This window comes from Nocardia sp., assembly GCF_025465275.1.
Lineage (GTDB): Bacteria > Actinomycetota > Actinomycetes > Mycobacteriales > Mycobacteriaceae > Nocardia.
Genome location: NZ_JAODNK010000004.1, coordinates 18,716 through 43,391 on the forward strand (window position 1 = coordinate 18,716; position 24,676 = coordinate 43,391).

The window sequence follows — 24,676 nt, forward strand, 5'->3', positions numbered from 1 at the left end:
TCCAGCTCTATTTGGTGTTGATTTGCAGCCTGAGCGCGCCGTCCGGGCTGGTGGCGTTGAGCGCCTGCTCGATCAATGCGCTGATGTCCAACTTCGAGGTCACGTCGGTCGCACTGGCAATCAGCGGTTGCAGGGCAGGAGTCAGCTGCGCCACGTCGGCTCCGTACTTCTTGAACCACTCGCCGAGGGCGGTGAAGAACGGCACCAGACCGATGGATTCGGGAGTGTTGACCAGGAAACCGGCGGGCCCGTCGTCGGCCCGGGCGTTCTGGGTCATCACGTCGACCATCTGCCCGACCCGCGGACCGAACTGACGCCACGGATCGGCGGCGGCGGCCAGATCGGGGCCGGCCCATGCCATATCGTCGGCCCTGCCCTGCAACGCGATCAGCATCCTCCGGATGACATCGGTGCGGCTGAGCAGCGTCGCCGCGAGCAGGCTGGTCGATCGGGTGAGCTGCGGCATCACCGCTTCGGTGCCGGCGAAGGCCGTATTGAAGGTGCCGATGATGGATCCGATCGCGTCGGGATCCACCTGCTGCAGCACCGTGGTGACACTCTGGGCAAGTGCGGGCATCGACACCGGCAGGCTGACCTTGTCCGCGTCCACGATCGCACCGTTTCGCAGGTAAGGCCCGTTCGGTGTGGCAGGGACGAATTCGACGTAGGGCTCGCCGAGCGCGGACATGCTCTCTATCCGCGCCGTCCCGGTCGCCGGCACCCGATAGCGGGTGTCGAGCCGCAATTCGACGGCGACGCCCGTCCGCGTGTGCCGGACCGAGGCCACTCGGCCGACCTCGATCCCGGACAGCAGGACTTTCGAACGCGGCAGCAGGCCACCGGAATCGGGCAGATTCATCGTGACGGTGAGCGGCGATCGGGCCCACTCGACTTTCGCCACACCGAAGGTCAGATAGCCCACGCCGAGAACGAGAATGATCGCGATGGCCAGCAGGGAACCCAGCGAGCTGAGTTTGGAGTTCATCGGGCCGCTCCGATCATCCGCAATGTCGCGAGAATGCTGTCGATCTGGACGTTCTGCGGAACCGACTGTCCCGGAGCAGGTTCGGTGGATACGCGCGTCAGGTTCACTTTCGGCCCTCGCTCCGCGAACGGAATAATCTTGTCGCGCAACAGGGCAACGATCCGGTTGAGATTGGACGGGGCGTCGAGATTCAGCGGATCGTTGGCCAGCAGCAGGGGGACAACGGCTTTGGCCGTGGCGTCGCCGGCCTTCAGAATGTTGCCGAGCCACAGGATGGAGCGGGCATCTACCCCCATCCCACCCAGGATGCCGAGGGTGGCAATGAGTGAATTCATGTCGGCTGGAATGTCGGCCGCTCCGCGCTCGGACAAAATCGCCTGTAGCGCATCGCGATTGCCGAGGGTCGCATCCAGGGTCTGCTGTAGGGAGGCGAGAAAACTGTCGACAGTATCCAGATGATGGGCGACGTCCTCGATATCGCCGCCCACCACCGCGAAGATGTGCGCGGTCTGCTCTGGGTTGTCCGGCATGACGGAGTTGATGTTGTCGACGATGTCCTGAAACTGCTGGATGGCTCCGCCGGTCACGAATGTCGACAGGCCGGCCATCAGGTCCTCGATCTGTAATGCGGGTCTGGTCTGGCTGAGCGGAATGGTGCCGTTCGGCGCTAGCACCGGACCGGGCGGTCCGGCCGGTGTGCTCAGCCCGATGTAGGTGTCGCCGAGAATGGTGTCCTGACGCAATTGCGCGACGGTACTGCCGGACAGGTGCACCGAACTCGAGATATCGACATCGGCGACGACGTGCCCCGGATGACTCGGTCCGGGGTCGCTGACCCGGACACCGCGCAGGGTGCCGATCCGGGCGCCGTCGACGACGACCTTCGCCTGGGTCGGCAGGTTGAGTGCGCTGGCGAACTCGATCCGGATCCGGTAGGTCGGCCCGGAGACCGACGTCCCCGGCACCGGGATCTGGCCCGGATCAAACCCACAGCCGGTACCGATGACCGCGGTAATCGCCAGCGTGGCAACGGCTTTGCCGATTCGCGCCGTCATCGCCCGGCTCCCGCCACACCGAGGACCAAGGGCACCAGCGGAATGTGCGCCAACCCGTCCGCGCCGTCGGTGCACCCACCCGGCGCGAGCGCGTTGAGCACGCCGCACACCTGGTCGGCGTTCGGCTGCGGCAGGGCCACCGCGGGCTGCGCGTAGGTGACGCGCACCTGCCCGGATTGCGGATCGATGACCTGCTGGAATGCGCCGACAATCGGCGGGATCATGCCTACGAGCTGTTGCATGGTGCCGATCTGGGCGCTCAGCAGCTTCAGGTCGGGACCGGCCGAATCCATCCCGCCGAGGATCGGCCGCCCGTACTCCCGGATGATTTCGTTCAACCAGGTGAAGACCGACCCCATCGAGGTCAGCAGTCCCACGCTCGTGGTCCAGATGCTGTTGATCATGTCCACGCCGGGCTTGGCGTTGACGATCATGAGCTTCAGATCGTCCCAGTTGTGGTCGACGCTGTCAGCGAGGGACTGAATGGAATCGATGAGCGCGCCGATGTGGCCGATCGCGGCATCGGGAGCACGCAGTACCGCACCGAGCTGGTTGATGAGGGTATTGAGCGCCGGGCCGGTACCCGAGGTCGCGGCCTCGACGGCCGCGACGCTCTGCTGGATGCGCGGTGAGCCGGGGGTGTCGCCGTCGCCGAGTTCGTGCGACAGCTTCGAGAAGGCTCCCAGGGACTCGGACAGGCTCTTCGGTGTGAACGTCTTCGTGATGCACTGGCCGGTCGGCCACGGCTGTGGCGCACTGTCGTCACCCAGCACCGCCAGATTGCGATCCGCGAGCAGAGTGTCGGAAACGGTCGTCGCGGAGACCTCACCGTGCGGCGGGTATTCGGCGTCGATATCGAAATCGACGCGAACTCCGGTGCCGTCCGGCTGGATTCGAGTCACCGCGCCGACGGGTATCCCCCGAATCGTCACGTGATTATGCGGATAGAGGCCCACCGCATCGGGCATGATCGCGCAGTACGACCGGGTCGGCCGGGTCGGATTCGCCACGACGAAGTAGCCGAGAACGACGACGGCCGCGAGCACGGCCGCACCGGCGACGGAGACGAAACCGCGGGTTGCGAGAATTCGCTTCATTCTCAACACCCCCGTCCCGGTACCGGAACACACACGGCCGGCGCGATGATCGTGACGCCCGACTGATCCACTGTCACACCGTCTTTCGCCGATACCGCGGCTTGCAGCCGGTTACGGATGTCCTGCACGGTGGCCACCGCCTGGTCGAATTTGCCCAGCAGCTGCTGCATTTGGGGCGTGGCGAGGGTGAGCTGATGCAGGACCGGCTCGATCACCTGATACCAGGTCGGTTCGATCGCCTCTAGCCGAGCCATCAGCTCACCGGTCACCCGCAACGACTCGGCGATCTCGGCCTTCTTGTTCAATGTCTGGACCTCGATCACGCCGAGCTTCCGCACGAAGGTGCCGATCAGCGATTTGGTGTTGTCGATCGCGGTCAGGAATTCGTCACTCACCGCCAGCGCCTGGGAGACATCGGCATTCTGTTTGTCCAGGACCGTGACCAGCGATTGCACCGCGCGGCCCATATCGCGCAGCGCGTCCGGGCTGCGACTCAGCGCGGCTTGCATTTCGAGGACGTTCTGACGCAGCGTGTCGCCGTTCACCTCGGCAACCGGTTTCGCGGCGTCCTGCATCGACTGCATCAGGCTGTAGGGCAGGTGCACGCGGTCGGCCGGAATGACCTTGCTACCCAACATGTTCGAGCCCGCCGGAACGAGCGCGACATAGTGGCCACCGACCACGGTGAGCATCCGGATATCCAGCGTGCTCTGGTCGCCGATGAAGACGTTCTTGCGCACGGTGAAGGTCATCCGCACCCGCCCGGGACGCAGTTGCAGCCCGGTGACCTTGCCGACCGCGATACCGGCCACGCGCACCTCGTCACCGGTCGTCAGCGACTGGGCTTCGGTGAGATCGGCAGAGTAGGTGACTCGGTCGAGCGGCAGCACATAGATCACCCCCGCGGCGAGCAGCACGAAAGCCAGTAACCCGGCACCCACAATGCCGAGGCGCAGCTGCCGGCGCTCGTCCGCAGCGGCAGTGCGGCCGCGCCGCCCGGCGCGGAAGATGGCCGGCTGCCACCGTTTTCCGGCGACGCGGGTTCGGATCGCCGCCTTCGCTCGATTTCTCAGCTGTTGCAAATCGCTATCCTTTGCCCACCGATGAGTAGTTGGATGACGCCCGGAACCTCGGCCTGCCCCTTGCTACAGGCGAGATCCACGTGCTGGGCCGGACCGGTATTCGGGAGCATCGCGTCGAGGGACTGCAGCAGGCCCGGTAGTTTTCCGAGCAGGTCGACGGCCGCCTGCGGGTCCGGGAACAGCCGCCGCAGGTCGGGATTATCGGGTTCGGTGAATCCCAGGTCCGCCATCAGGGCGTTCAGTGGCGCGAGCGTGTCGGGTGCGACGGCGGCGAAGTCCAGTACGCCGTCCAGCTGGGTCTGGAACGAACTGGCCACGTCCGCCAGGCCGGTCAGCATGGTGGTCAAATACGGTGAGCGGCCACCCATGGCACCGGAAAGGGCGGCCAGATTGGCGATGATCGTGGAGATCACGGCCTGCCGATTACTGACGTATTGGCTGAGCTGTTGCAGGGAATCGAGCGCGGGACCGATACCGGATCCGTCGCCCTGGATCACCGCGAGCACGTTCTCAGCGAATTTATTGATGGCGCCGGGTGAAATTTCGCGCAGCACCGGCTGTAAACCATTGAACAGCTGGGTGATATCGAACGACGGGACGGTGTGGCCGGTATCGATGGTGGCGCCGGACGCCAGCCGCTGACCGGGCTGGTCGGGTTGCCGGATATCGACATAGCGCTGCCCGGTCAGCGATTGGTACCGGATCGCCAGCACGCTGGCGTCGTAGATCGGGTGGGCCCGCAACACGGTGAACTCCACCTCGGCCTTGTTGTCGCTCAACGCGATTCGCGTGACCTTGCCCACCGGCACGCCGTACATGCGGACGATGTCGGTGCTCTTCAGACCGCTCACATCGGTGAAAACCGCACGGAAGGTAGTGGTTTCGCCGGGAACAGGCCGCTGGATCGCCTGCGCCACGACCACCAGCAGCGCAATCATCACGGCCGCGAAGACGGCCAGGCGTAGCAGCGCGGCCCGTAGCGACATCCGGGTCATCGTGTCCCTCCCGGTACGAGTGGCTGCTGCCCGAGCAGCGGCACGAACAAGCCGGGCATGTTCTGCACGATCACCTCGACATTCAGGGCGGGGCCATCCGGGGTGTCGGTGAACATGCGGTCGAGCCGATCGATCAGCTCGGTCAGCTGCGCCCGCGAGGTGGCCGGAGTGGGAACTGCGGCGGCCACGGCCTGCATCAGCGGCACGAGACTGTCGGTGGTGTCGTGCAGGTAAGTACCGACGATATTCATCGATCCGGCGATGGCGGGGAACAGCCCGTTGGCCTGCATATCGATGCTCTCGTCGTAAAAAGCCCGATCGGTTTTGAAGATGTCGATATCGAGCACGCTCTTCATCAGGAACACGATGGCCGACGAGAATTGCCCGATCCCGCCGATCAGCGATCCGTACTGGTCGATCAGATAGGACGGCAGGTAGCGCTGGGTATCGGAGACGGTCTGGGACAGTGTCACGACCGACTGCAGGAAGGGTGTGAATCGCTTCAGGTCGCCGCTGGCGGTGGTCAGCAGCTCGGTCAGCTGGGGCGTGAGCACCTTGCTGGTGGTGTCGGACAGCATGCGCAGCAGTCGCTCGAGAGTCAGGTCGGTCACCCGGCCGGAAGCACTCCCCGTGAGATCGACGATCGCGCCGTCGCGCAGCGGATTACCCGACCCTGCCTGTTTCAGGATCAGGGCGGTGATGCCGAACAGATTCGCCGGGGCGTAGTCGACATCGAAATGATCGGTCAGTCCGGCCGTCTGCGCACGATCGAGCTCGAGGGTGATGTCCTGCTGGCGGCCCTGCTCGATACTGGCTATCCGGACGACCGTGCCGACCTGCACCCCATCGAGTTGCACCTCGGTGCCGCCGGAGATTCCCGCGGCGGTCTGCTCGGTGCGCAGCCGGATCCGCAGCCGGTCGCCGGCCGAGGGACCCGGGATCACGTTCATCGCGATCGCGATCACCACGGCGACGGCGACAATGACGGTGCCGACGATCCGCGCACCGCGAGCACTGACCGCGGTACCGGGCATGGTGTAGTTGCGCATTCCCATCACCCGGGAAACTTGATCGCGGAGTTGACGCCCCACAGCACGAGGGTCAGCACCATGTCCAGAATGATGATGGTCACGAAACTCGCACGGACCGCGCGTCCGGAGGCAATGCCGACTCCCTCGGGTCCACCCGAGGCGAAAAAGCCGTAGTAGCAATGGATCAGGATCACCGCAATCCCGAATACCAGGATCTTCACCACCGACGCCAGCAGGTCGTAACCGCTGGTGAACTGGAAGAAGTAATGGTCGTAGACGCCGGACGCTTCGCCGTGCAGCACGACCACGACCGTCGAACTGGCGAAGTAACTCAAGATCAGCGCGATCACGAAGGTCGGCACGATGGCGACGGCGCCGGCGATGATTCTGGTGGTGACGACGAACGGCACCGAGCGCAAACCGAGCGATTCGATCGCGTCGATCTCCTCGGAGATCCGCATGGCGCCGATCTCCGCAGTCATCCGGCAACCGGCCTGCGCGGCGAATCCGATCGCCGCGACGATCGGCGCGAGTTCACGGGTATTGGCGAACGCCGATACCACGCCCGTCACCGGGCCGAGGCCGATCATGTTCAGTGTCGCGAAGGTCTGGATGCCGATCCCGGCGCCCATCGCGACGCCGAGGATCACCAGCACCGGGACCGTGCCGCCGCCGACGATAATCGAGCCGCGACCCCAGGTCATGTCGGTGATCGTGCGCAGGGTTTGCGCACGATACCGGCGCACCGCGAACGGCACCGAGGACAGCGCCTCCCAGATGAACGCCGTGACGAATCCCAGGGATTCGAACGGCGTCCACAGGCGGGAACGCTCGCGGGCCAGGCGGTAGACCCAGCGCAGGCCGCGCGGGGAGTAGGGCGTAGCCGTCATCACGCCACCCGCACCGGCAGGAACATGGTCACGATCTGCGTGATGACCAGGTTGACGACGATGATCCCGGCGACCGACAGCACCACGGCGGCATTGACGCCGTCGGCCACCCCGCGCGGGCCGCCCTTGGCCTCGAGCCCGCGCTGGCACGCCACGATCACCACGATGAAGCCGAACAGCATCGCCTTCACCAGCGAAATCCACAGGTCGGTGAGCGCGGTGAAGGAGCCGAAGGTCGCCCAGTAACTTCCCGGCGTGACATGCTCGGGCCCGATGGCGATCACGTAGCCGGCGACGATGCCGACGAAAATAATCAGAATATTGAGCAGCGGGGCGATGATCAGCATCGCGGCCGCCCGCGGGATGGCCAGCCTGTGCACCGGACTGATGCCCATGGTGCGCAGTGCGTCGATCTCGTCCCGGATCGTCCGGGCCCCGAGATCTGCGGCGATCGCCGAAGCGCCGGCGCCGCCGAGCAGCAGTCCGGTCGCCATCGGCGCACCCTGCTGAATGACGCCGAGCCCGCTGGCCGCGCCGATCAGCGAGTCCGCGCCGAGCTGGTGAATCAGGTTACCGACCTGTACCGAGACGACAACGCCGAACGGCACGGCCATGAGGATCGCCGGAATTGCCGTGACCGTGACGAGATACCAAGCCTGACAAGCCATTTCCCGCCACTGGAACTTGCCGGTGACCATATCGGCCACACCGCCGCGGACCACCTCCAGCGCCATATCGACCACGCGGCCGAAGGTGCGCAGCGCGGAAAGTGTTGTGTCCGAGACATTTTGCCGAACTATCCGGGCTGCCGAACTGGTCTCGGGTGGTGGATCGACGTCTATGCGTATGGCCACTGCTGTGTGACCTCCCTCGTGTGAAGCTGGGGCGAATCCGCGCCGTACAGCACCTGCGTGCAGCCGGACCGCACGCCGGGCGGCAGGTCAACTCACGGCGGTAAATCTGGGTTCCGTCGGTATCTGATACCGATGGGTGTGAAGTGTGCTCCCAGTCACAACCAAAGGTCAAGAGGGCGATGGCATTTCAATCGCCAACGGCCGCACGGTCACTCATTTACGGCGCTACCACACGCTTGACGCCGTTGGCTTCGAGGAGCAATATCTGACCATAGGTATCTGATACCCCTGGTAGCAAAACTCGCGCCGGACCCCGGTCCGCGGGCTGAGCTCGCTGCCACCATCAGTGACACATTTGAATAACTTTGTCACACTGCCCCACGGAAGGACGGCGCCATGACCACATTCGACGGTGCCAAATTCGACAGCGACATCCGGGAAGCACTACCCATGCCGGTGGGCGATGACGATATCTCGCAGGATTCACCGCGACTCGGGCCCAATACTCTGACCTGGAAGTTCTACGGCGACATCCGCGGCCTGTTCAGCTACCAGCGGGTCGCCGGGACGGAAAACTGCATCGAGCAGTTGGGCAAGGCGGTGGAGGACCACTCGGAGTTCTTCGCCGACACCATCGGCCGGGGCCGGCGCACCGGGCCACCGATCATGCAGACGGTCTACTCCGCGGACCCGTTCTACTGGGGCCGTACGGTCCGCGACTTCCACCGGCCGATCAAGGGCACGATCAGCGACGGATCGCGTTACCACGCAATGAATCCGGAGCTGTTCTACTGGGCGCACGCCACCTTCGTCGACCAGGTGCTCTACATTACCGACACCTTCATCCGGCGGCTGTCCTACGAGGAGAAGGTGCAGATCTTCGAGGAGGGCAAGGTCTGGTTCTCGCTGTACGGCATCAGCGATCGCGGCCAGCCGAAGACCTACGAGGAATTCCTCTCCTACTGGGACACGATGCTGGACAAGTTCGTGCCGACCAAGACGATTCGATACGCCACGGGCTACCTCCGCAAGGGCATACCCCGGCCGCAGCAGATACCGGTACCCGTCTGGACGGTGCTGGCTCCGCCACTCAATGCGGCCGCGCGCCTGATCGTCGTCGGAACATTGCCGCAGCAGATGCGTGACGTCTGCGGCCTGGAGTGGGATGAGAAGCAGGAGAAGCGTTTTCAGCGCTTCGCCGCCACCGTGCGCACGCTGAACCCGCTGTTCAACCGGCTGCCGATCCGCTTTCTCTTTACGCCGTGGGCGGCCGAGGCGTGGGAGCGGACGGGTGTGGATCCGCGAAAGTTCTACAACGGCAAGGGAAACGACCTACCGCCGGCGCTGCCGTCGGGCAACAGGACGACACCGAAGGCCGACAAGGCGAAACCGCGGAGTGCCGGGACCGTATCCGGCCGGATACTGGCGAGCCCGCCACCGGGCAGCGGATTGAAGCCGATCTACGGCGGCTTTCCGTCGCTGCATCAGCTGTGGTGGATGCGCCGAGATCCCCGGCGGACGATCGAGCCACGGCGCGAGAAATTCGGCGATATCACTTACAACATCACTCCGATCGGCAAGTTCGTGGATACGTTGTCCGCGCCCGCGGCCGAGGCAGTGGCGTTGAACAAGGACAAGGCCTTCGCTTCCGCGCCCGCGTGGGGCTTCATGATCGGCAAATTCTTCCGCCGCGGCCTCCTGCTCATGGACTTCGAAGAACACCGCTACCACCGACTCGTCCTGCAACAGGCCTTCACCACCGACCGCCTCAAGGGCTACCTGGAACAGATGCAGCCCCTGATCCAGCAGCGCGTCGCCGCATTCCCCGAAGGCGACAACATCCGGCTGCTCGACGAATTCAAGAAGCTCACCCTGGATGTGGCGCTGGAGATCTTCCTCGGCCTGAAACTCTCCCGCGAGGAAGCCGACCGAATCAACAAAGCCTTCATCGACTGCGTCGACGCCGGCATGGCACTGATCCGATACGACATGCCGGGCACTCGCTGGTCACGCGGCCTGGCCGGTCGAAAAGTGCTGGAAGAGTTCATGTATCAGCACCTGCCCGCCAAACGCGCACAGCAGACACCGGACCTGTTCTCCACCCTGTGCCACATCAGCTCCGACGAAGGCCACACCTTCACCGACGAAGACGTCGTCAACCACATGATCTTCCTACTCATGGCCGCACACGACACCTCCACCATCACCATGACGACGATGTCCTATTACCTTTCGCGGCACCTCGAATGGCAGAGCCGGGCCCGCGCGCAGTCCCGGGAGCTGCCGGCCGACGTCACTTACGACAACTTGTCGCAGTTCACGGTGCTGGACAAGGTCATGAAGGAGGCACTGCGGCTGAATGCTCCGGTGCCCGGATTGGTCCGCGAGGCGGTCAAGGACACCGAGATCGACGGGTACTTCGTGCCGAAGGGCACCCGTGTCGGCGCATTGGCCATGACCAATCACTTCAATCCGGAGCTGTGGACGAACCCCCGGAAGTTCGATCCGGACCGGTTCTCCCCCGAACGCGCCGAAGACAAGTCGCACAAGTTCGCCTGGATGCCCTTCGGCGGCGGCGTGCACAAATGCATCGGCCTGTACTTCGCGCAGCTGGAAATCAAAACGATCATGCACAACCTGCTGCTGACCAAGCAGTGGACGGTGCCGCCGCGCTACCGGTGGGAGCTCGACTACAGCACCCTGCCGGTCCCGAAGGACGGCCTACCCGTTCGACTGATGCCGTATACCAAGTGAGCGGTGCCGGGGTCCGAAGCGATTTGCTGGCAAAATAGGCGGCATGTCTATTGCCCCGGCGAGATCCGGCCCCGGGCGTCCGCCGGACCCCGACCTCGAATCCCGGGTCTTCGCCGCGACGCTGGACCTATATGCCGAGGTCGGCTGGGCCCGGTTCAGCCTGGATATCGTGGCCCGCCGCGCCCGAGTGGGCAAGGCCGCGCTCTACAGCCGGTGGGGCAGCAAGGAAAAGCTGATCGTGGCCGCCCTCGCCCAACGCTACGAGGACAAGCCGCACCCCGACGTGAAGATCGGATCGGTGCGTTCGGAACTGATCATCATGGCCAGGCTCATACTCGACGATCTGCTCGCTCCCGACAGTTTGGTGGTACTGCGCGCCATGGTCGAGGCGCGGGTCTATCCCGAAGTGTTCGGCCGCGAGATGGAACGAATGGGCCGGCGGCGCACCGAGGTCGGCCGGTCCATCGTGCTGCGCGCCATCGCCCGCGGCGAGCTTCCCCAGGGCACCTCGCCGGCCCTCATCCTCGACGCGGTGGGCGGAATCCTCACCAACCACGTGCTGTCGACGCCGGCCGATAAACTGCCCGCCCTCGCGGACACGCGCGACACCTACACCGAACGCATCGTCGACTTCGTCCTCACCGGCGCGCACTACCGCCCGATCGACATCGATTCCCGGACAACGGCTCCCGCTATCGCACCGCCCCGCGGCGACTGACGACAGCGGCACGCGCGGCGGCGCTGCTGAAGCGCCGCCGAGTATTCAGGCGGGCGGAATGGTGAATTCGTTCACCAGGGACGTGATCAGTCCATCCGCGTTCACTTCGGCGGTCTCGACTCCTGCGACGGCGCTGACCCGGCCATCGATGGTGTGGAACGAGGCGGCCCACGCGGCGCGCAAGGTGCCGTCCGGGTTGACCGTGGTCCGCCAGACGTGCTTCACCTCGGAGAACGCACCGACGAACCGGCGATAGAAGTCGACGATCGCGGCGCGGCCGACGACCGGTGCTCCATGGAGGTCCACCGACGCGTTCGGCGCGAAGATGTTCGCGAGTTCGGTCTCCAGAATCGAGGGGTCGAGGATTACCCGGTCGGCCAGGCCGACATAGCGGTCGAGAACCGTGGTCGGTGGCGTGGACATACCGATCCTCATCTGTGACTCCTGCGCACGGCGCGTGCGATCGCTGCGGTCGCCGGACTGGCGGCGACCCTGATGAGGGTGCTGCGCGCGACCCTGCCGAAACGGTTGGCGGGCATGAAGAAATGGCGCATCAGCAGCGCGCCGCGCTGCTGACCGGTGATGAAGGGACGCAGCTGCTGCTCCCAGTCGCCGAGCACGGCGGCAATATTGCCGGGCCGCTCGGCCAGCAGACGGCCCAGCAGCTCGCCGCCCGCGATGCCCATACCGGAGCCCTGGCCGGAGTGCGAGGTCATGCACCATGCGGAGTCGCCGACGAGCACGACCCGCCCCTCGCTCCAGCGGTTGATCTTGATCTGGCTGACCATGTCGAAGAACGTCGATTCCGCCGAGTCCAGCGAGTCCAGCATGGCGGGCACGTGGGTTCCCCCGAAGTCACCGAACGCCGCCCGCAACGCCTCGGCAGGTTCCTTGCGAACCTCCGCGGCCGGCCACGCGGTGCGATAGAGCAGGAAGGCGACCGGCGGATGATCACGGAAGCTGGTCAACCATGCCGAACGCCCAGCGTCCGATGCCACGATCGAATCGCCCGGGTTCAGCCCGCGCAGCTGACCGTCCATCGCGAAGGCGGCCAGGACATGATCGAAGTCCCTCCGATAGAGATCCTCGGGACCGAAAACCAGCGAACGCACCGTAGAATGGGTGCCGTCCGCGCCGACCAGCAGGTCCGCCGTCTCCACAGTCCCGTCGTCGAGGGTGGCGACGACGGTGTCGCGGTTCTGGGTGATGGCTACGGGCCGGGTGCCGAACCGGATCTCCACAATGCCCCGGACAGCCTCGTACAGCACGCGCTCGAGATCGCTGCGCAGCAGTATCCGCATCGGCGTGCCGTCGCCGCGCCCAGGCAGCGGCAGTCCGGGGGTGACGCGGCCCCTGCGATCCACCTCGTACATGCGGCCGGCGGGGTCACGCCGGTCCGGGATCGCGTCGAGGATGCCCAGCGACTCGGCGGCCGTGTAGCCGGGACCGGCGAAACGGACGAAGTACCCGCTGGTGCGGCGCTGCGCGGACCGTTCGATGATCACCGGCTCCCAGCCGATCCGATGCAGGCTCAGCGCGGTGGCCATGCCGGAGATGCCGGCGCCGATGATCAGCACGCGCTTGCCCGCGGTGGGTTTCGATGACGTCGACCTCGATGAGCTCATTGCCCGATCGTACGTGCCAGAGAACTATGTGACCAGATTAGCAATTGGGTCAGATAGTTTCGATATGGGATCCTGCTGTCATGACCGCACACCATGCCTCGGGCGCCGAACGATCCGCCGCGGAGTCCGATCGGGCCGAGCGCATCCTCGCCGCAGCGCACGAACTGCTGCTTTCCTGGGGTTACAAGCGGGTCACCATCGACGACATCGCCCGGCACGCGCGTGTCGGAAAGGGCACCGTCTATCTGCATTGGAAGACGAAGGAGCAGTTGTTCACCACGTTGCTGCAGCGAGAGTGCGCGACCCAGCTCGATGATCTGATCGACGGCATCCGTCGCGATCCCACCCTCGCGTTGCCGCACAACCTGTTTCGAGATCTCTTTCTCGGCCGCCGCCGCAACCCGCTGGCGCGCGCGATCCACGAGGGGAACAGCGAGGTCCTGGGAGCATTGGCCGTCGCACCCAACGGGCAGCCGGTGACCGAAGTACTCGGTGTACCCACCACACTCGCCGACCTGGTCGCCACCCTGCGCCGGCACCGGCTCCTGGTCGACGACGGGCCCGAATCGGATCAGGTGTACGCCATCGACGCGATCATCACCGGCTTCTTCCTCGGCGGCAACGCCGTCTCACCTGAGCACACCCCCGATCCGGCACGACAGGCGGATCTGCTGGCTACCGCCATCCACCGCACGTTCGAACCCGAGACCGCGCCGGACACCGGTACGTCAGCGGCCGCCGCCCGTGCGGTCATCGCCGACCTCGACCGCGCCCGCGACCGTCTGACCGGCGAGTAGCCAGCCATCCGACTGCACGATCCCCACTGATCGACGGCCACTCTCCCCCAACGCATTACGCCACACGGCAATCGATCCCGCCATGTTCGGCGGCACCCCTTGCCTCGGCGGGAAACAGCTTCTACCGTATCAATTATCGGACGATCATCGTCTGAAAGATCAAGAGCTGTGCGAAAGTCCCGGCTCGGCGCTCAGTGAGGAGCGGACCAATGACACACACCCATGAGTCGTTGTTCATCGGCGGCCGGTGGCAGCAGCCGGCAACCACCTGCCGGATCGAGGTGATCTCGGCGAGCACCGAGGAGCCGCTGGGCGGCGTTCCGGAAGCTTCGGCAGCGGATGTCGACGCCGCCGTGGCCGCAGCCCGGCACGCGTTCATCGATCCCACCGGGTGGGCGAGCTGGAGTGCGGACCGGCGCGCGGCGGCGCTGGAACGGCTGGCGGCGGCGGTGGAGAAGCGCGGCGAGCAGTTCGCTCAATTGGTGAGCAGCCAGAACGGCATGCCGATCAGCATCGGCCGCGCGACCGAAACCGTATGGGGCCCAATGCTTTTGCGCTACTACGCCGGTCTGGCCCGGCAGACGCCGGCCGAGGAGACCCGGGTGGCACTGCTGGGCGGCAATACGGTCGTGCGGCGCGAACCGTTCGGCGTGGTCGCCGTCATCGTGCCGTGGAACTTCCCGCAGGCACTGACCTTCTTCAAACTCGCACCGGCATTGGCCGCCGGATGCACCGTGGTCGTCAAGCCGGCGCCGGAGACCGTACTGGACGCGTACCTGCTGGCCGAGGCCGTCATCGAGGCCGACCTGCCGCCGGGCGTGGTCAATATCGTGCCGGGCGGGGCGGAGACCGGTACCGCTCTGGTCCGGCATCCGGACATCGACAAGGTCGCGTTCACCGGATCGACCGCCACCGGACGAACCATCGCCGAGGAGTGCGCCCGGCTGCTCCGGCCGGTGACACTGGAACTCGGCGGCAAGTCCGCGGCGATCGTCCTGGACGATGCCGACCTCCCCGCGCTGCTCGAGGAATTCTTCGCGGCGACGCTGCTCAACAATGGGCAGACCTGCTATCTCGGCACTCGAATTCTCGCGCCGCGCAACCGCTATCGCACTGTCGTCGATACGCTCACCGGTTTCGCGGCGGCATTGACCGTCGGCGATCCGCTGGACGAAACCACCCAGATCGGTCCCCTGGTCTCGCGTCGGCAGCGGGACCGCGTCGAGGGCTACATCGCCAAGGGCCGCGCCGAGGGTGCCCGGCTCACCACCGGCGGAGGCCGGCCCGCGGACCTCGATCGAGGCTGGTATGTCGAGCCGACGATCTTCGCCGATGTCGACAACTCCGCGACGATCGCACGCGAGGAGATCTTCGGCCCGGTGCTGTCGATCATCGGCTACGACGACCTCGACCAGGCCGTGGCGATCGCGAACGACTCCGACTACGGGCTCGGCGGCACCGTCTGGACGGCCGACCCCGAGCGCGGCATGGAGGTCGCGCGACGCATCGAGACCGGCAGCATCGGCATCAACTGCTACACCCTCGACCCCTGCTCACCGTTCGGCGGCGTCAAGGCCAGCGGTATGGGCCGGGAACTCGGGCCGGAGGGTCTCGCCGCGTTCCAGCAGCTCAAATCGATCTATCTCCCGCAGGAGAACACCCCATGACGATGACCGTGACCGAGGCGGGGCTGACACTGACCGACCCGGCGGCCTACGCCGACGAGACCAGGCTGCACGAGGCGCTCACCCTGCTGCGCCGCACCGACCCGGTGCACCGTGTCGAGCCGGAGGATTACCGACCGTTCTGGGCCGTCACCCGGCACGCCGACGTCATGGAGATCGAACGGAACAATCGGCTGTTCGTCAGCGGCCCGCGGCCGATGCTGGTACCTGCCGAAATGGAAGCCCAGCAGCAGCAGAGCGAAGCCGAGGGTTTGGTGTTGCGCACCCTCGTCCATATGGACGATCCCGAGCATCGCGTGATCCGGGCGATCGGCGCCGACTGGTTCAAGCCCAAGGCAATGCACGCCATGCAGCAACGGGTGAACGAGCTGGCGCGCGGCTATGTGGACCGGATGGCCGAGCTGGGCGGTGAGTGCGATTTCGTACAGCAGGTCGCCGCCCACTACCCGCTCTATGTGATCCTCTCACTGCTCGGGCTGCCCGAATCGGACTTCCCGCGCATGCTCTGGCTCACCCAGCAGATGTTCGGCGGCGAGGATCCGGAACTGCAGCGCGGCACCACTCCCGACGAGCGGATGCAGACGCTGCTGGATTTCTTCGAGTACTTCCAGAAGCTTACGGCCGCGCGCCGGGCCCACCCGACCGGCGACCTCGCCTCGACGATCGCCAACGCGCGCGTCGACGGCGGCCATCTGACGGACTTCGACGCCATCTCCTACTACATCATCATCGCCACCGCCGGCCACGACACCACCAGTTCCACCATCGCCGGCGGCCTGCACGCCCTGATCGAGAATCCGGGTGAGCTGGCACGGCTGCGCGACGACCCGGCGTTGCTGCCGACCGCCTTGGACGAGATGATCCGCTGGGTCACCCCGGTCAAGCAGTTCATGCGCACCGCCACCGCCGACACCAAGGTCGGCGGAGTTCCGATCCCAGAAGGTGACTCGGTGCTGCTGTCCTACCCGTCGGCCAACCGCGATGAGGACATCTTCTCCGACCCGTTCCGTTTCGATGTCGGCCGCGACCCCAACAAACATCTCGCGTTCGGCTTCGGCGTCCACTTCTGTCTCGGCGCGGCCCTGGCCCGCATGGAGACCCGCGCCCTGTTCGCCGAACTGCTGCCACGGCTCACGGACATCGAGCTCGCGGGCACCCCGCAGTGGGTGGCCACCACCTTCGTCGGCGGGCTCAAGCACCTGCCCATCCGCTACTCGCTGAAAGGCTGACGCCGTACCACGCCAGGTTGCCGGCGTAGAAGATCAAGGCGGCCAATGGTTTTCCGCTGGCGGTTACCAGGGCAGGCTCTGACCGATCCGAATGCTTCCCGCCTCGACCTCCCCGAGGGACTCGCGGTACTCGACCTTCTCCTCCACGCTCTTTCCGAGAGTCGGCGGCGAGTAGAAGGTGGTCTCGGGGGTGAAGCGCAGCACCACCCGGTTTTCCGCCTTGATCCATGCCAGTGCGGGCTCCTTGGGGAGGACCAGCTGTTCGTCCGGCCCCAGATTTCCCTCGCGCACCATTTCGATGCGGGCGATTTCGGTGCCGATCTGCAGCACGTACTCGGGGTCGCTCTCGACCTGCACCGACCCGTAAAGCAGCATGTAGGACGGCGGTTTGGCCATGTCGATGACGCAGACGGAGGCGCGAGGGTCGCGCCGCGCCGCCTTGGCCTTCGCTCGCGCGGCCATCGTCAGAAAACAGATGTCCCCGCCGTCCATCGCGTAGTAGCCGATGGTCATGGCGGGCCCGTGCTTCTGCCGGTTGTAGCCCCACACACAGAAGCTGTTCTCCCGAACGAACGCTCGTCGCGCGTCGCTATCCATTTCGTGATTCCTTTCGATTCGCCCGCCCGGAGCCGCCCGAACCGGCGGACCCGGTGTGTCACGCCGCCCGGGCCGGCGGCTGGTATGTGAGCCTCGATACTAACGCAAGTATACTTGCATTAGTAGCACATTGTTAGGGTGATGTCATGAATGAGAGCGCCGTTCGACCCCGCCCCGGCGGCCGCTCGGCGCGGGTTCGTGAGGCGGTGTTCGACGCCGCCGTGGCCGTGCTGGCCGAACAGGGCCCGGCCGGCTTCACCGTCGGCGAGGTCGCCAGGCGGGCGGGCGTTCACGAAACCTCGATCTATCGGCGCTGGGGCACGCGGGAAGGTCTGGCGGTCGAGGCTCTCCTCGATCGCAGCCGCCGTGAGCTGCCGATCCCGGATACGGGATCGTTGCGGGAGGACCTGGCCGCGTACGCGGCCGAGTTGATCGTGTTTCTGCGCGCGCCGCTGGGCCGGGCGCTGATGCACACGCTGACCATGGCCGCCGACAACCCCACCGTGGTCGCCGCGCGGGACGAGTTCTGGGCCGGTCGGTTCGAGCTGGCCGGGGTGATGGTCGAACGTGCCGTCGCCCGGGGCGAAGTACCCGAGGGCACCGATTCCCGCAGCGTCCTCGAGTTGTTGATCGCGCCGCTGCACTTTCGGATGCAGGCCACCGGCGAACCTCTCGGGATCGATCTCGCGGACCACTTGGCCGACCTGGTCGTGCGGGCTTTCAGCCTCCCCCTTGTAGACTGAAAGCCCGACGGCCGCAAGGTGATTCGCTGCGGCGAGCTACCGGTGGGTCAACAGCAGGCGCGCCCGCTCGGCCATGTCGGCGATGGCGGTGTCGAGCCGCTCGAGGTCGATCGTCTGCCCGCCCATCGCCTGGGCGCGGAAGCGTGCGTGCACACCTTCGGCAATACAGGCCATCCGCCACAGGGCGAAGGCTTGGTAGAAGGCGATGCCGGAGACGTCGCGGCCGGTCCGAGCGTGGTAATACTCGATAATGTCGTCCGGGGTGGCGAAGCCCTCGGCGGGATCGGGAGCCCATCCGACCAGATCGCCGGGCGACCACATGGCCACCAGCCAACCCAGATCCGCGAGGACGTCACCGACGGTGCACAGTTCCCAGTCCAGGACGGCCCGCACGCTGCCCTCGGTGTCGAGAATCAGGTTGCCGGGGCGAAAATCCCCGTGCACGAGTCCGATCTGATTTTCCGGGGGCGTGTGCTGCTCGAGCAGATCGCGCACGGTGATCAGCGCGGCGCGCTGCTCCGGAAGCGCGGCCAGTTGCCGGGTCCATCGCTTCAGCTGCCGTTCGACATAGCCACCCGGGCGGCGGAAGGAATCCAAACCTGGTGCGGCGCAGTCGATATCGTGGATGCGAGTCAGGGTGTCGACGATATTGCTGGAGGCCGCACGGCGTACGGAGGCCGGCAACTTCGCGGCTGCCGCCGCGCTGTCCAGCACGATCCCGTCGATGAACTCCATGACGTAGAAGTCGGATCCGGTGACGGTCGGGTCCGTGCAGGAACCGATCACGGCGGGTACCGGGACAGCACTTCCCTGCAGGTGGGTCAGGATCTGCGCCTCTCGCACGACATTGTGCGCCGTGGGAAGCAGCGACCCGGCCGGCGGCCGCCGCAGCACCCAGGTGCGCGCGGTGCGGTCGCGAACGAGGAAGGTGAGGTTGGAACGGCCGCCGGTGATCAGGTCGAATTCGACGGGGTCGCCCAGATCCGGGATGCGCCGGCGCAGCCATTCGGTGACGTTGTCGGTGTCGATCACCGGGGACTGGGTGTCGTGGGTCGTCATTTCTCTCCTGTTGTCAAACGTAAGTGCGTGCGGGACGGCTGAATTCCACCCGCGCCACCGACCGCAGGTGGACCTCGTCGGGACCGTCGGCCAACCGCATGGTCCGGGCCTGCACCCACAACTCCGCCAGCGTGGTGTCCGGGCCGACACCGGCCGCGCCGTGGAGTTGGATCGCGTGATCGATGACGTCGCAGACCGTGCGTGGCACGCTCGCTTTGATCGCGGCGATCTCACTGCGCGCGGCGTCCGGTCCCCCGTTCTGGATCAGCCAGGCGGTCTTCAGCACGAGCAGACGCGCCTGCTCGATCGCGATGCGGGCCTCGGCGACCCACTGCCGAACGACACCTTGTTGCGCCAGGGGACGGCCGAAGGCGACGCGTTCCTTTGCTCGGCCGCTCATCAACGCCAGGGCATGTTCGGCCATGCCGATCGCACGCATGCAGTGGTGAATCCGGCCCGGGCCCAACCGTGCTTGCGCGAGCGCGAACCCGCTGCCCGGTGCACCGATCAGGTTGGTGACCGGGACCCGCACATTGTGGAAGGTCAGCTCGGCGTGGCCGGGCTGATGGGTGTAGCCGTAGGCGGTGAGGCTGCGGGTGAGCTCCACACCTGGCGTATCCCGCGGGACCAGGACGAATGACTGCTGCGCGTGGGCAGCCGCCTCGGAATCGGTCACTCCCATGACGACCAGCACCTGGCAGCGCGGGTCCGCAGCCCCGGTAATCCACCATTTACGGCCGTTGATGACGTAGGTGTCGCCGTCGCGCACGATCGATGTTCGGATGTTCGTCGCGTCGCTGCTGGCGACATCGGGTTCGGTCATGGCGAACGCGCTGCGAATATCGCCCGCGAGTAGAGGTTTGAGCCATTGGGCCTTCTGCTCCGGTGATCCGAACATGTGCAGCAGTTCGATATTGCCGCTGTCGGGGGCGCTGCAGTTGAGCACTTCGGGCAGCACATCGGGGTACCAGCCGGTTCGTTCCGCGATCGGGGCGTAGTCCAGGACCGTCAGTCCGTGAGCCGGCTCGTCGGCGTCCGGAAGAAACAGGTTCCACAGTCCGCGGGCGCGGGCGGCCGCTTTGAGTTCCTCCACTACGGGAGGCACGTCATGCGGACGGCCTTGCTCGGTCAGGGACCGGTGTTGCTCGTGATAAACGGCGAGTGCACCGTGCACGTGGGTGTCGATGAATGCGTCCAGCTGTTCCAGATAGGACTGCGCGCGGGGGGACAACGAGAAGTCCATAGGTACTCCCGTGAGAAGAATCGTGTAGCGAGGACAGGGTGCCGGCGGAAAGAGTCAGGACTGCGATCCCTCGGCACCGATGCGCAGTCCCCACGCGATGGCGTACCGGCCGAGGCGCTGGGTGACCGCATCCGCGGCGGTGACGTCGGTGACGTCGATGGTGCTGCGGACCGTGCCATCGACGATCTCGGTGGTCACCGCGACGATTCCGTCGAGATCGTCGACGGCGGTGTGGATTTCACGACTGGTGGCGTCGGCGCGCAGGGCGAGTTTGTAGGGTTTGCCGACATCGGTGACAGGCAACGCGTCCACCACCACCACAGCTTTCGGAATGGCGGCGCGCTCAGGTACTCGCAGGCCGGCCCATTCCAGGAGTTCGGTTTCGGTCACTGTCGCGCCCGCTGCCAGGGCTACGTAGGCGACGGGAACTTCACCGGCATGGACATCGGGCCGGCCGACCGCGCCCGCGGCGACGACGTCCGGATGCTCGAGCAACGCATCCTCGATCAGCGCCGGATCGATATTGTGGCCGCCCCGAATGATGAGGTCCTTGGCGCGGCCGTGCAGGTGGATGAATCCCTCGTCGTCGATGTGGGCCAGATCGCCGGTGCGCAGCCAGCCGTCGTGCAGAGCGCCCATTCCGTCGAGCAGGTAGCCGTTGTCGTCGCGGCCGGCGACATACCCGGCGAACACGGTCGGACCGCTGATCGCCAGTTCACCGATCTCCCCCGGGCCCGCGGCATCCCAGTCGCCGTCGCACACCACGCTGATGCGCTGATACGGCATCCGCTGACCGACCGCACCCGGCCGGGGGTATTCGGGGAAGCTGCGAGCACTGGCACAGGTCGCTTCGGTGAGGCCATAGCCTTCCACCAGCGTGACACCGGTGTGGGCGTGGAACACCGCGCCGACCGCCGGAGGCAGTGGTGAAGCGCCGACCGCCGCGTAGCGCAGGCAGGTGATGTCTGCGTCGACCGGAAATTGGCTCAGTACGGCGTACACGGTGGGAACCGCGCTCATGACGGCAATGCCATAGCGCTCGACCATCTTCCAGAACACCGCGAACAGCGCCGGATCGCGGTAGCCCAGCGAGCCGGCCCACACCACCGGTTGCCCTTTGAACAGGGGCGAGAGCAGGGTGACCACGAGCGCGTTGACATGGAACAGCGGGAGTGCGGCGAATACGACCGAGTCTTGGTCCAGCAGTTCGTTCGCTGCGAGCATCCACGCGTTGGCGACCTCGTTGGCGTGGGTATGGGCCGCCAGTTTCGGCACACCGGTGGTGCCGCCGGTGTGGAACAGCGCCGCCAGATCGGTCGCGGCGGGTGCCACTCCGGCGAAGGTGTGCGGATCGTGGTCGCCGGCGCGCTCGTCGAGGTAGCCGATGTCCACACCGTCGATGACCGGCAGGGCGGGCGGGGCGTCCGTCGGCGTGGTCGGGCGCAGGACCAGGATGGTGTCCACGGCGCCCGCGGCCGCGAGGCTCCGAGTGGTTTCCCAGAGCGGGGCCGACAGCTCCGGGCCCGCGCTGATCAGCACGCGCGCGCCGGAACGCCGCAACAGCTCACCGATGTGCAGCGGGGCGAGTGCGCCGTTGATGGGTGCGGCGATTCCCGCGAGTTGGGCGGCGAGCGTGGCCCCGATCAGTTCGGCGCAATTGGGGCCGATCAGCGCTACCGCGTCGCTGCGGCCGACGCCCTTGGCATGGAGCAGGTTGGCGTAACGATGGACATCGGCGAGCAGCTGGGAGTAGCTGCGCTGCAATGGTTCTCGCCAGCGGGCAGCGTCGGGCAGCACGGTGACTGCGGTGCGGTCGGGCCACCGGGTGGCCGCGCGCACCAGCAGGGCATAGGTCGACTCCGGCAGCCCGCGGCGGTCGAGCGGGACCGTTTCGATGTCGGCCAGGTCGTGCGGGCCCACGCTTTGCGGCCACAGCAACTGCTCGTCATCGATAGCGGGCGGGCTCAGCTGCTCGGTCATCGTGCGGTCCTTACTACGGTTCGCTGGCGCCCCAAATCGATCGCGCCGTCATCGGTGGCGACGGCGACTTCGACAATGTCCCCGTCCTGCAGGTATTTCGGGTTCTTGGCCTGCTTGTCGAAGAACGCCTTCCAGCGCATCGGCGCCGGTAGCAGCGAACCGAGCAGTTGCACGAGCTTGCCCGGTGCGCGCAGGGCCGTCCCGCCGGGCGTCCCGGTCAGCAGCAGGTCACCGGCATCGAGCTGCTGGAATCGGGTCAGCGACTGCAACGCCTGCAACGGCGGGAAGATGATGTCGTGAACGGTCATGTTCTGGCGCAGTTCACCATTGACCCATAGTCGGAGCCGCAAATCGGTGAACCGCTTGAACTCGTCATCGTCCAGCAGCACCAGTGCCGGCCCGGCCGGGGTGAACGTCGGGTAGGACTTCGCCTCGTAGAACTGCGTCTGCGGCAGTTGCACATCGCGCGCGGAGACGTCATTGGTGACGACCAACCCCGCGAGGTACCCGGTGTAGTTCTCAGCGGTCAGGTCGGTGCCGACCGGCACCGCGCGCCCGACCACGACACCGATTTCGGCCTCGTAGTCCAGTAATCGAACATGACCCGGCCGGATGACATCGTCGTACGGCCCGCTGATCGAAGCCGACGACTTGCGGAAGAAGGTCAGTGGCACCTGGTCGGGGTTCCCGCCCGATTCACGAACGTGCGAGGCGTAATTCGTCATCTGCGCGATCACCCGGCACGGAGCCGTCACCGGCGACAGCAGTGCGAGTTCGCCGACGAGTGCGATGTCCGCACCGGTCGCGGCCGCGTGGATCGCCGCGCGGTCGGCCAGGATCTCAGCGGTCGTGGTCGCGGTGGTGTCGACCCGGACCGCGGTGGTCGAGGAGGTCTGCACCCACCAGGAGTCGGCAGTGCGCAAAAGGCAGATGCTCATGTTTTGGCCACTTTCAGTAGGCTGCGGAGGCGGCGGAGGTCGAATTCGTTGTCCTCGCGCAGGGCGCCGATCATGCCGCGCAGCTCACGAACCGATTCCCGGCTCGGTGCCAGCCCGAGGAAGTCCTTGGTCGTGGGCGGCCCCCACTGGTACAGGCCGGACACTGTCATCGGTGACCATCCCGGTTCTAGAGTGCAATCGAACATGTCCCCGTCACTGAAGTGCTCGACCATGAAACCGTCGGGGTCCCTCCAGTAGTCGAAGATCTGACTGCCCAGGATGTGGCGGCCGATGCCCCAGGATCGGTGATATCCGCGATCGTGCAGGTACTCGCCACCGGCGGCCAGGGCGTCGAGATCGGAGACCTGGTAGGCCGAGTGCACGTACCGATTTGTCGGGCCAAGGGTGAGCGCGAGCGTGTGGTGGTCCGTGGGTGTCGTCCCCCGGTCGCATCGGATGAAGCTCATGGCCGGCCCGCGTTCGCGTTGATCGGCGAAGTACTGGAAATCGCTGACGATCAACCCCAAATGCTTCAGAAACCAGTCCAGCGTCTGCCGATACTTCGTGCTCTGCAGGACCACGTGCCCAAGACGCTGTACACGCGCAGGTTCGCGGGGTGGCCGCTGGGTGGAGTTGATGCGCAGCAGGCCGTCACCGGCGTTGATGGTCAGCGGCGGCTGCACGGGCAGTTCCGGCAATGGATGGGTGTCACCGACAACGCGCACCCGCAAACCGTTGGGGTCGGTCAAGTCGACGGTGAAACCGCCGAGAGTCTCCGGTAGCGCCGTCAGGTTCTGCCCGGTGACATCGGCGAGCCGGACCAGATCCGCGGTATCGGCGGCCTGGAACGCCGGTCCGATGAACCGTGAGCGTGCGCCCCGCCGAATCAGCACGCACGGTGACCCCGCGCCTGTGCCGCGCAGATGGAGCTCGTCGGCAGTGCGCAGGCTGACGGTGAAGCCGAAATCATCGGCGAATTGCGCGGCCCGGTCGAGATCGGGTTTCTCGAACTCCAGCCAGGCCAGGTCGTGAACTTTCACGATCGGATCGGCCGCGCGGCCGGGGTGCTCGCCCGATAACGCACCGTGCTCGCTGTGAAGTCCGCTGTGCGGATCATGCTGGTCGACCATTCGACCACTCCCTTGTTGTCAATCATGTTCAGCGCCAGGGGCTTTGCGCATAGGCCGGCGTGAATGCCGGTGCTGCGGTCCCGCTGTCCCGACGGTACACATCTGTTCACATTAGGTCAATATTGGACTTCAAGGACAGTAATTGACAGAAGTTGAACAATAGTGTTCAGTCGCTGGTGTGGTCGGCAC

Annotated in this window: 22 protein-coding genes and 1 pseudogene; 7 read left to right on the top strand and 16 right to left on the bottom strand. The window is 65.9% G+C overall.

The genetic code is table 11. The features are described from left to right. Positions 1-7: 7 nt before the first annotated feature. The 8 genes from JWN03_RS01225 to JWN03_RS01260 are packed head-to-tail and all read right to left on the bottom strand — an operon-like array spanning position 8 to position 7,983. Positions 8-985, bottom strand: a complete 978-nt coding sequence (locus JWN03_RS01225; protein WP_297608344.1) for an MlaD family protein — start codon at positions 983-985, stop codon at positions 8-10. Continuing rightward, positions 982-2,040, bottom strand: a complete 1,059-nt coding sequence (locus JWN03_RS01230) for an MlaD family protein (RefSeq protein ID WP_297608346.1) — start codon at positions 2,038-2,040, stop codon at positions 982-984. Before JWN03_RS01230 ends, JWN03_RS01225 begins: the two co-directional genes overlap by 4 nt. After that, complete coding sequence (locus JWN03_RS01235) at positions 2,037-3,137, bottom strand: MlaD family protein (RefSeq protein WP_297608349.1); 1,101 nt, start codon at positions 3,135-3,137, stop codon at positions 2,037-2,039. The genes JWN03_RS01230 and JWN03_RS01235 overlap by 4 nt, the downstream gene beginning before the upstream one ends. Before the next feature lie 2 nt (positions 3,138-3,139). After that, positions 3,140-4,219, bottom strand: coding sequence for an MlaD family protein (locus JWN03_RS01240; RefSeq protein WP_297608352.1), 1,080 nt, complete (start codon positions 4,217-4,219; stop codon positions 3,140-3,142). After that, positions 4,207-5,214, bottom strand: a complete 1,008-nt coding sequence (locus JWN03_RS01245) for an MlaD family protein (RefSeq protein WP_366914356.1) — start codon at positions 5,212-5,214, stop codon at positions 4,207-4,209. The genes JWN03_RS01240 and JWN03_RS01245 overlap by 13 nt, the downstream gene beginning before the upstream one ends. Then, on the bottom strand, positions 5,211-6,263 hold the full coding sequence (locus tag JWN03_RS01250) for an MlaD family protein (RefSeq protein ID WP_297608355.1): 1,053 nt from the start codon (positions 6,261-6,263) through the stop codon (positions 5,211-5,213). Before JWN03_RS01250 ends, JWN03_RS01245 begins: the two co-directional genes overlap by 4 nt. Before the next feature lie 5 nt (positions 6,264-6,268). After that, entirely contained in the window at positions 6,269-7,135 is an 867-nt protein-coding gene (locus JWN03_RS01255) for an ABC transporter permease (protein ID WP_297608357.1), read from the bottom strand. After that, positions 7,135-7,983, bottom strand: coding sequence for an MlaE family ABC transporter permease (locus tag JWN03_RS01260; protein ID WP_441342921.1), 849 nt, complete (start codon positions 7,981-7,983; stop codon positions 7,135-7,137). The genes JWN03_RS01255 and JWN03_RS01260 overlap by 1 nt, the downstream gene beginning before the upstream one ends. Before the next feature lie 402 nt (positions 7,984-8,385). Here JWN03_RS01260 and JWN03_RS01265 point away from each other — a divergent pair. From JWN03_RS01265 to JWN03_RS01275, 3 genes and pseudogenes are all read left to right on the top strand, one after another. Beyond that, positions 8,386-9,306, top strand: a pseudogene (locus JWN03_RS01265) (oxygenase MpaB family protein); the annotation flags it as partial. Between the two features lie 102 nt (positions 9,307-9,408). Next, entirely contained in the window at positions 9,409-10,743 is a 1,335-nt protein-coding gene (locus JWN03_RS01270) for a cytochrome P450 (RefSeq protein ID WP_297608422.1), read from the top strand. Between the two features lie 43 nt (positions 10,744-10,786). Continuing rightward, positions 10,787-11,461 carry a TetR/AcrR family transcriptional regulator gene (locus JWN03_RS01275; RefSeq protein WP_297608363.1) on the top strand — a complete coding sequence of 225 codons (675 nt, stop codon included), beginning with the start codon at positions 10,787-10,789 and terminating at the stop codon, positions 11,459-11,461. Positions 11,462-11,506: 45 nt separating this feature from the next. Here the strand turns inward: JWN03_RS01275 and JWN03_RS01280 are convergent, their stop codons facing one another. After that, positions 11,507-11,896 (bottom strand): nuclear transport factor 2 family protein, encoded by a 390-nt coding sequence (locus JWN03_RS01280; RefSeq protein WP_297608366.1) that lies wholly within the window; start codon positions 11,894-11,896, stop codon positions 11,507-11,509. Next, the gene (locus tag JWN03_RS01285) at positions 11,893-13,086 is read right to left on the bottom strand and encodes an FAD-dependent oxidoreductase (protein ID WP_297608368.1); all 1,194 of its coding nucleotides are present in this window, start codon (positions 13,084-13,086) and stop codon (positions 11,893-11,895) included. Before JWN03_RS01285 ends, JWN03_RS01280 begins: the two co-directional genes overlap by 4 nt. Before the next feature lie 80 nt (positions 13,087-13,166). On the opposite strand from JWN03_RS01285, the gene JWN03_RS01290 reads away from it, so the two are divergent. The 3 genes from JWN03_RS01290 to JWN03_RS01300 all read left to right on the top strand — a co-directional run bounded on the left by JWN03_RS01290 (position 13,167) and on the right by JWN03_RS01300 (position 16,797). Then, positions 13,167-13,883 carry a TetR/AcrR family transcriptional regulator gene (locus tag JWN03_RS01290; RefSeq protein WP_297608370.1) on the top strand — a complete coding sequence of 239 codons (717 nt, stop codon included), beginning with the start codon at positions 13,167-13,169 and terminating at the stop codon, positions 13,881-13,883. A gap of 209 nt (positions 13,884-14,092) precedes the next feature. Beyond that, a complete protein-coding gene (locus tag JWN03_RS01295) occupies positions 14,093-15,550 on the top strand; it encodes an aldehyde dehydrogenase (protein WP_297608372.1) in 1,458 nt (485 codons plus the stop codon). After that, positions 15,547-16,797: a cytochrome P450 gene (locus JWN03_RS01300; RefSeq protein WP_297608374.1), complete on the top strand. Its 1,251-nt coding sequence runs from the start codon at positions 15,547-15,549 to the stop codon at positions 16,795-16,797. Before JWN03_RS01295 ends, JWN03_RS01300 begins: the two co-directional genes overlap by 4 nt. Positions 16,798-16,860: 63 nt before the next feature. On the opposite strand, the gene JWN03_RS01305 is transcribed toward JWN03_RS01300, so the two are convergent. Further along, on the bottom strand, positions 16,861-17,394 hold the full coding sequence (locus tag JWN03_RS01305) for a pyridoxamine 5'-phosphate oxidase family protein (RefSeq protein WP_297608377.1): 534 nt from the start codon (positions 17,392-17,394) through the stop codon (positions 16,861-16,863). Between the two features lie 146 nt (positions 17,395-17,540). Between JWN03_RS01305 and JWN03_RS01310 the strand changes: the two genes are divergently transcribed. Continuing rightward, entirely contained in the window at positions 17,541-18,137 is a 597-nt protein-coding gene (locus tag JWN03_RS01310) for a TetR/AcrR family transcriptional regulator (RefSeq protein ID WP_297608379.1), read from the top strand. 36 nt (positions 18,138-18,173) lie between these two features. Here JWN03_RS01310 and JWN03_RS01315 read toward each other — a convergent pair whose 3' ends face one another. Genes JWN03_RS01315 through JWN03_RS01335 form a run of 5 tightly spaced genes read right to left on the bottom strand, consistent with a single transcriptional unit; the run spans position 18,174 to position 24,487 of the window. Continuing rightward, positions 18,174-19,196 (bottom strand): phosphotransferase family protein, encoded by a 1,023-nt coding sequence (locus tag JWN03_RS01315; protein ID WP_297608382.1) that lies wholly within the window; start codon positions 19,194-19,196, stop codon positions 18,174-18,176. A 13-nt stretch (positions 19,197-19,209) separates the two neighbouring features. Further along, positions 19,210-20,439 (bottom strand): acyl-CoA dehydrogenase family protein, encoded by a 1,230-nt coding sequence (locus JWN03_RS01320; protein WP_297608385.1) that lies wholly within the window; start codon positions 20,437-20,439, stop codon positions 19,210-19,212. 54 nt (positions 20,440-20,493) lie between these two features. Next, a complete protein-coding gene (locus tag JWN03_RS01325) occupies positions 20,494-22,419 on the bottom strand; it encodes an acyl-CoA synthetase (protein WP_297608388.1) in 1,926 nt (641 codons plus the stop codon). Next, positions 22,416-23,357 carry a fumarylacetoacetate hydrolase family protein gene (locus JWN03_RS01330; protein ID WP_297608391.1) on the bottom strand — a complete coding sequence of 314 codons (942 nt, stop codon included), beginning with the start codon at positions 23,355-23,357 and terminating at the stop codon, positions 22,416-22,418. Before JWN03_RS01330 ends, JWN03_RS01325 begins: the two co-directional genes overlap by 4 nt. Further along, positions 23,354-24,487 carry a VOC family protein gene (locus JWN03_RS01335; RefSeq protein ID WP_297608394.1) on the bottom strand — a complete coding sequence of 378 codons (1,134 nt, stop codon included), beginning with the start codon at positions 24,485-24,487 and terminating at the stop codon, positions 23,354-23,356. Before JWN03_RS01335 ends, JWN03_RS01330 begins: the two co-directional genes overlap by 4 nt. Between the last annotated feature and the right edge of the window lie 189 nt (positions 24,488-24,676).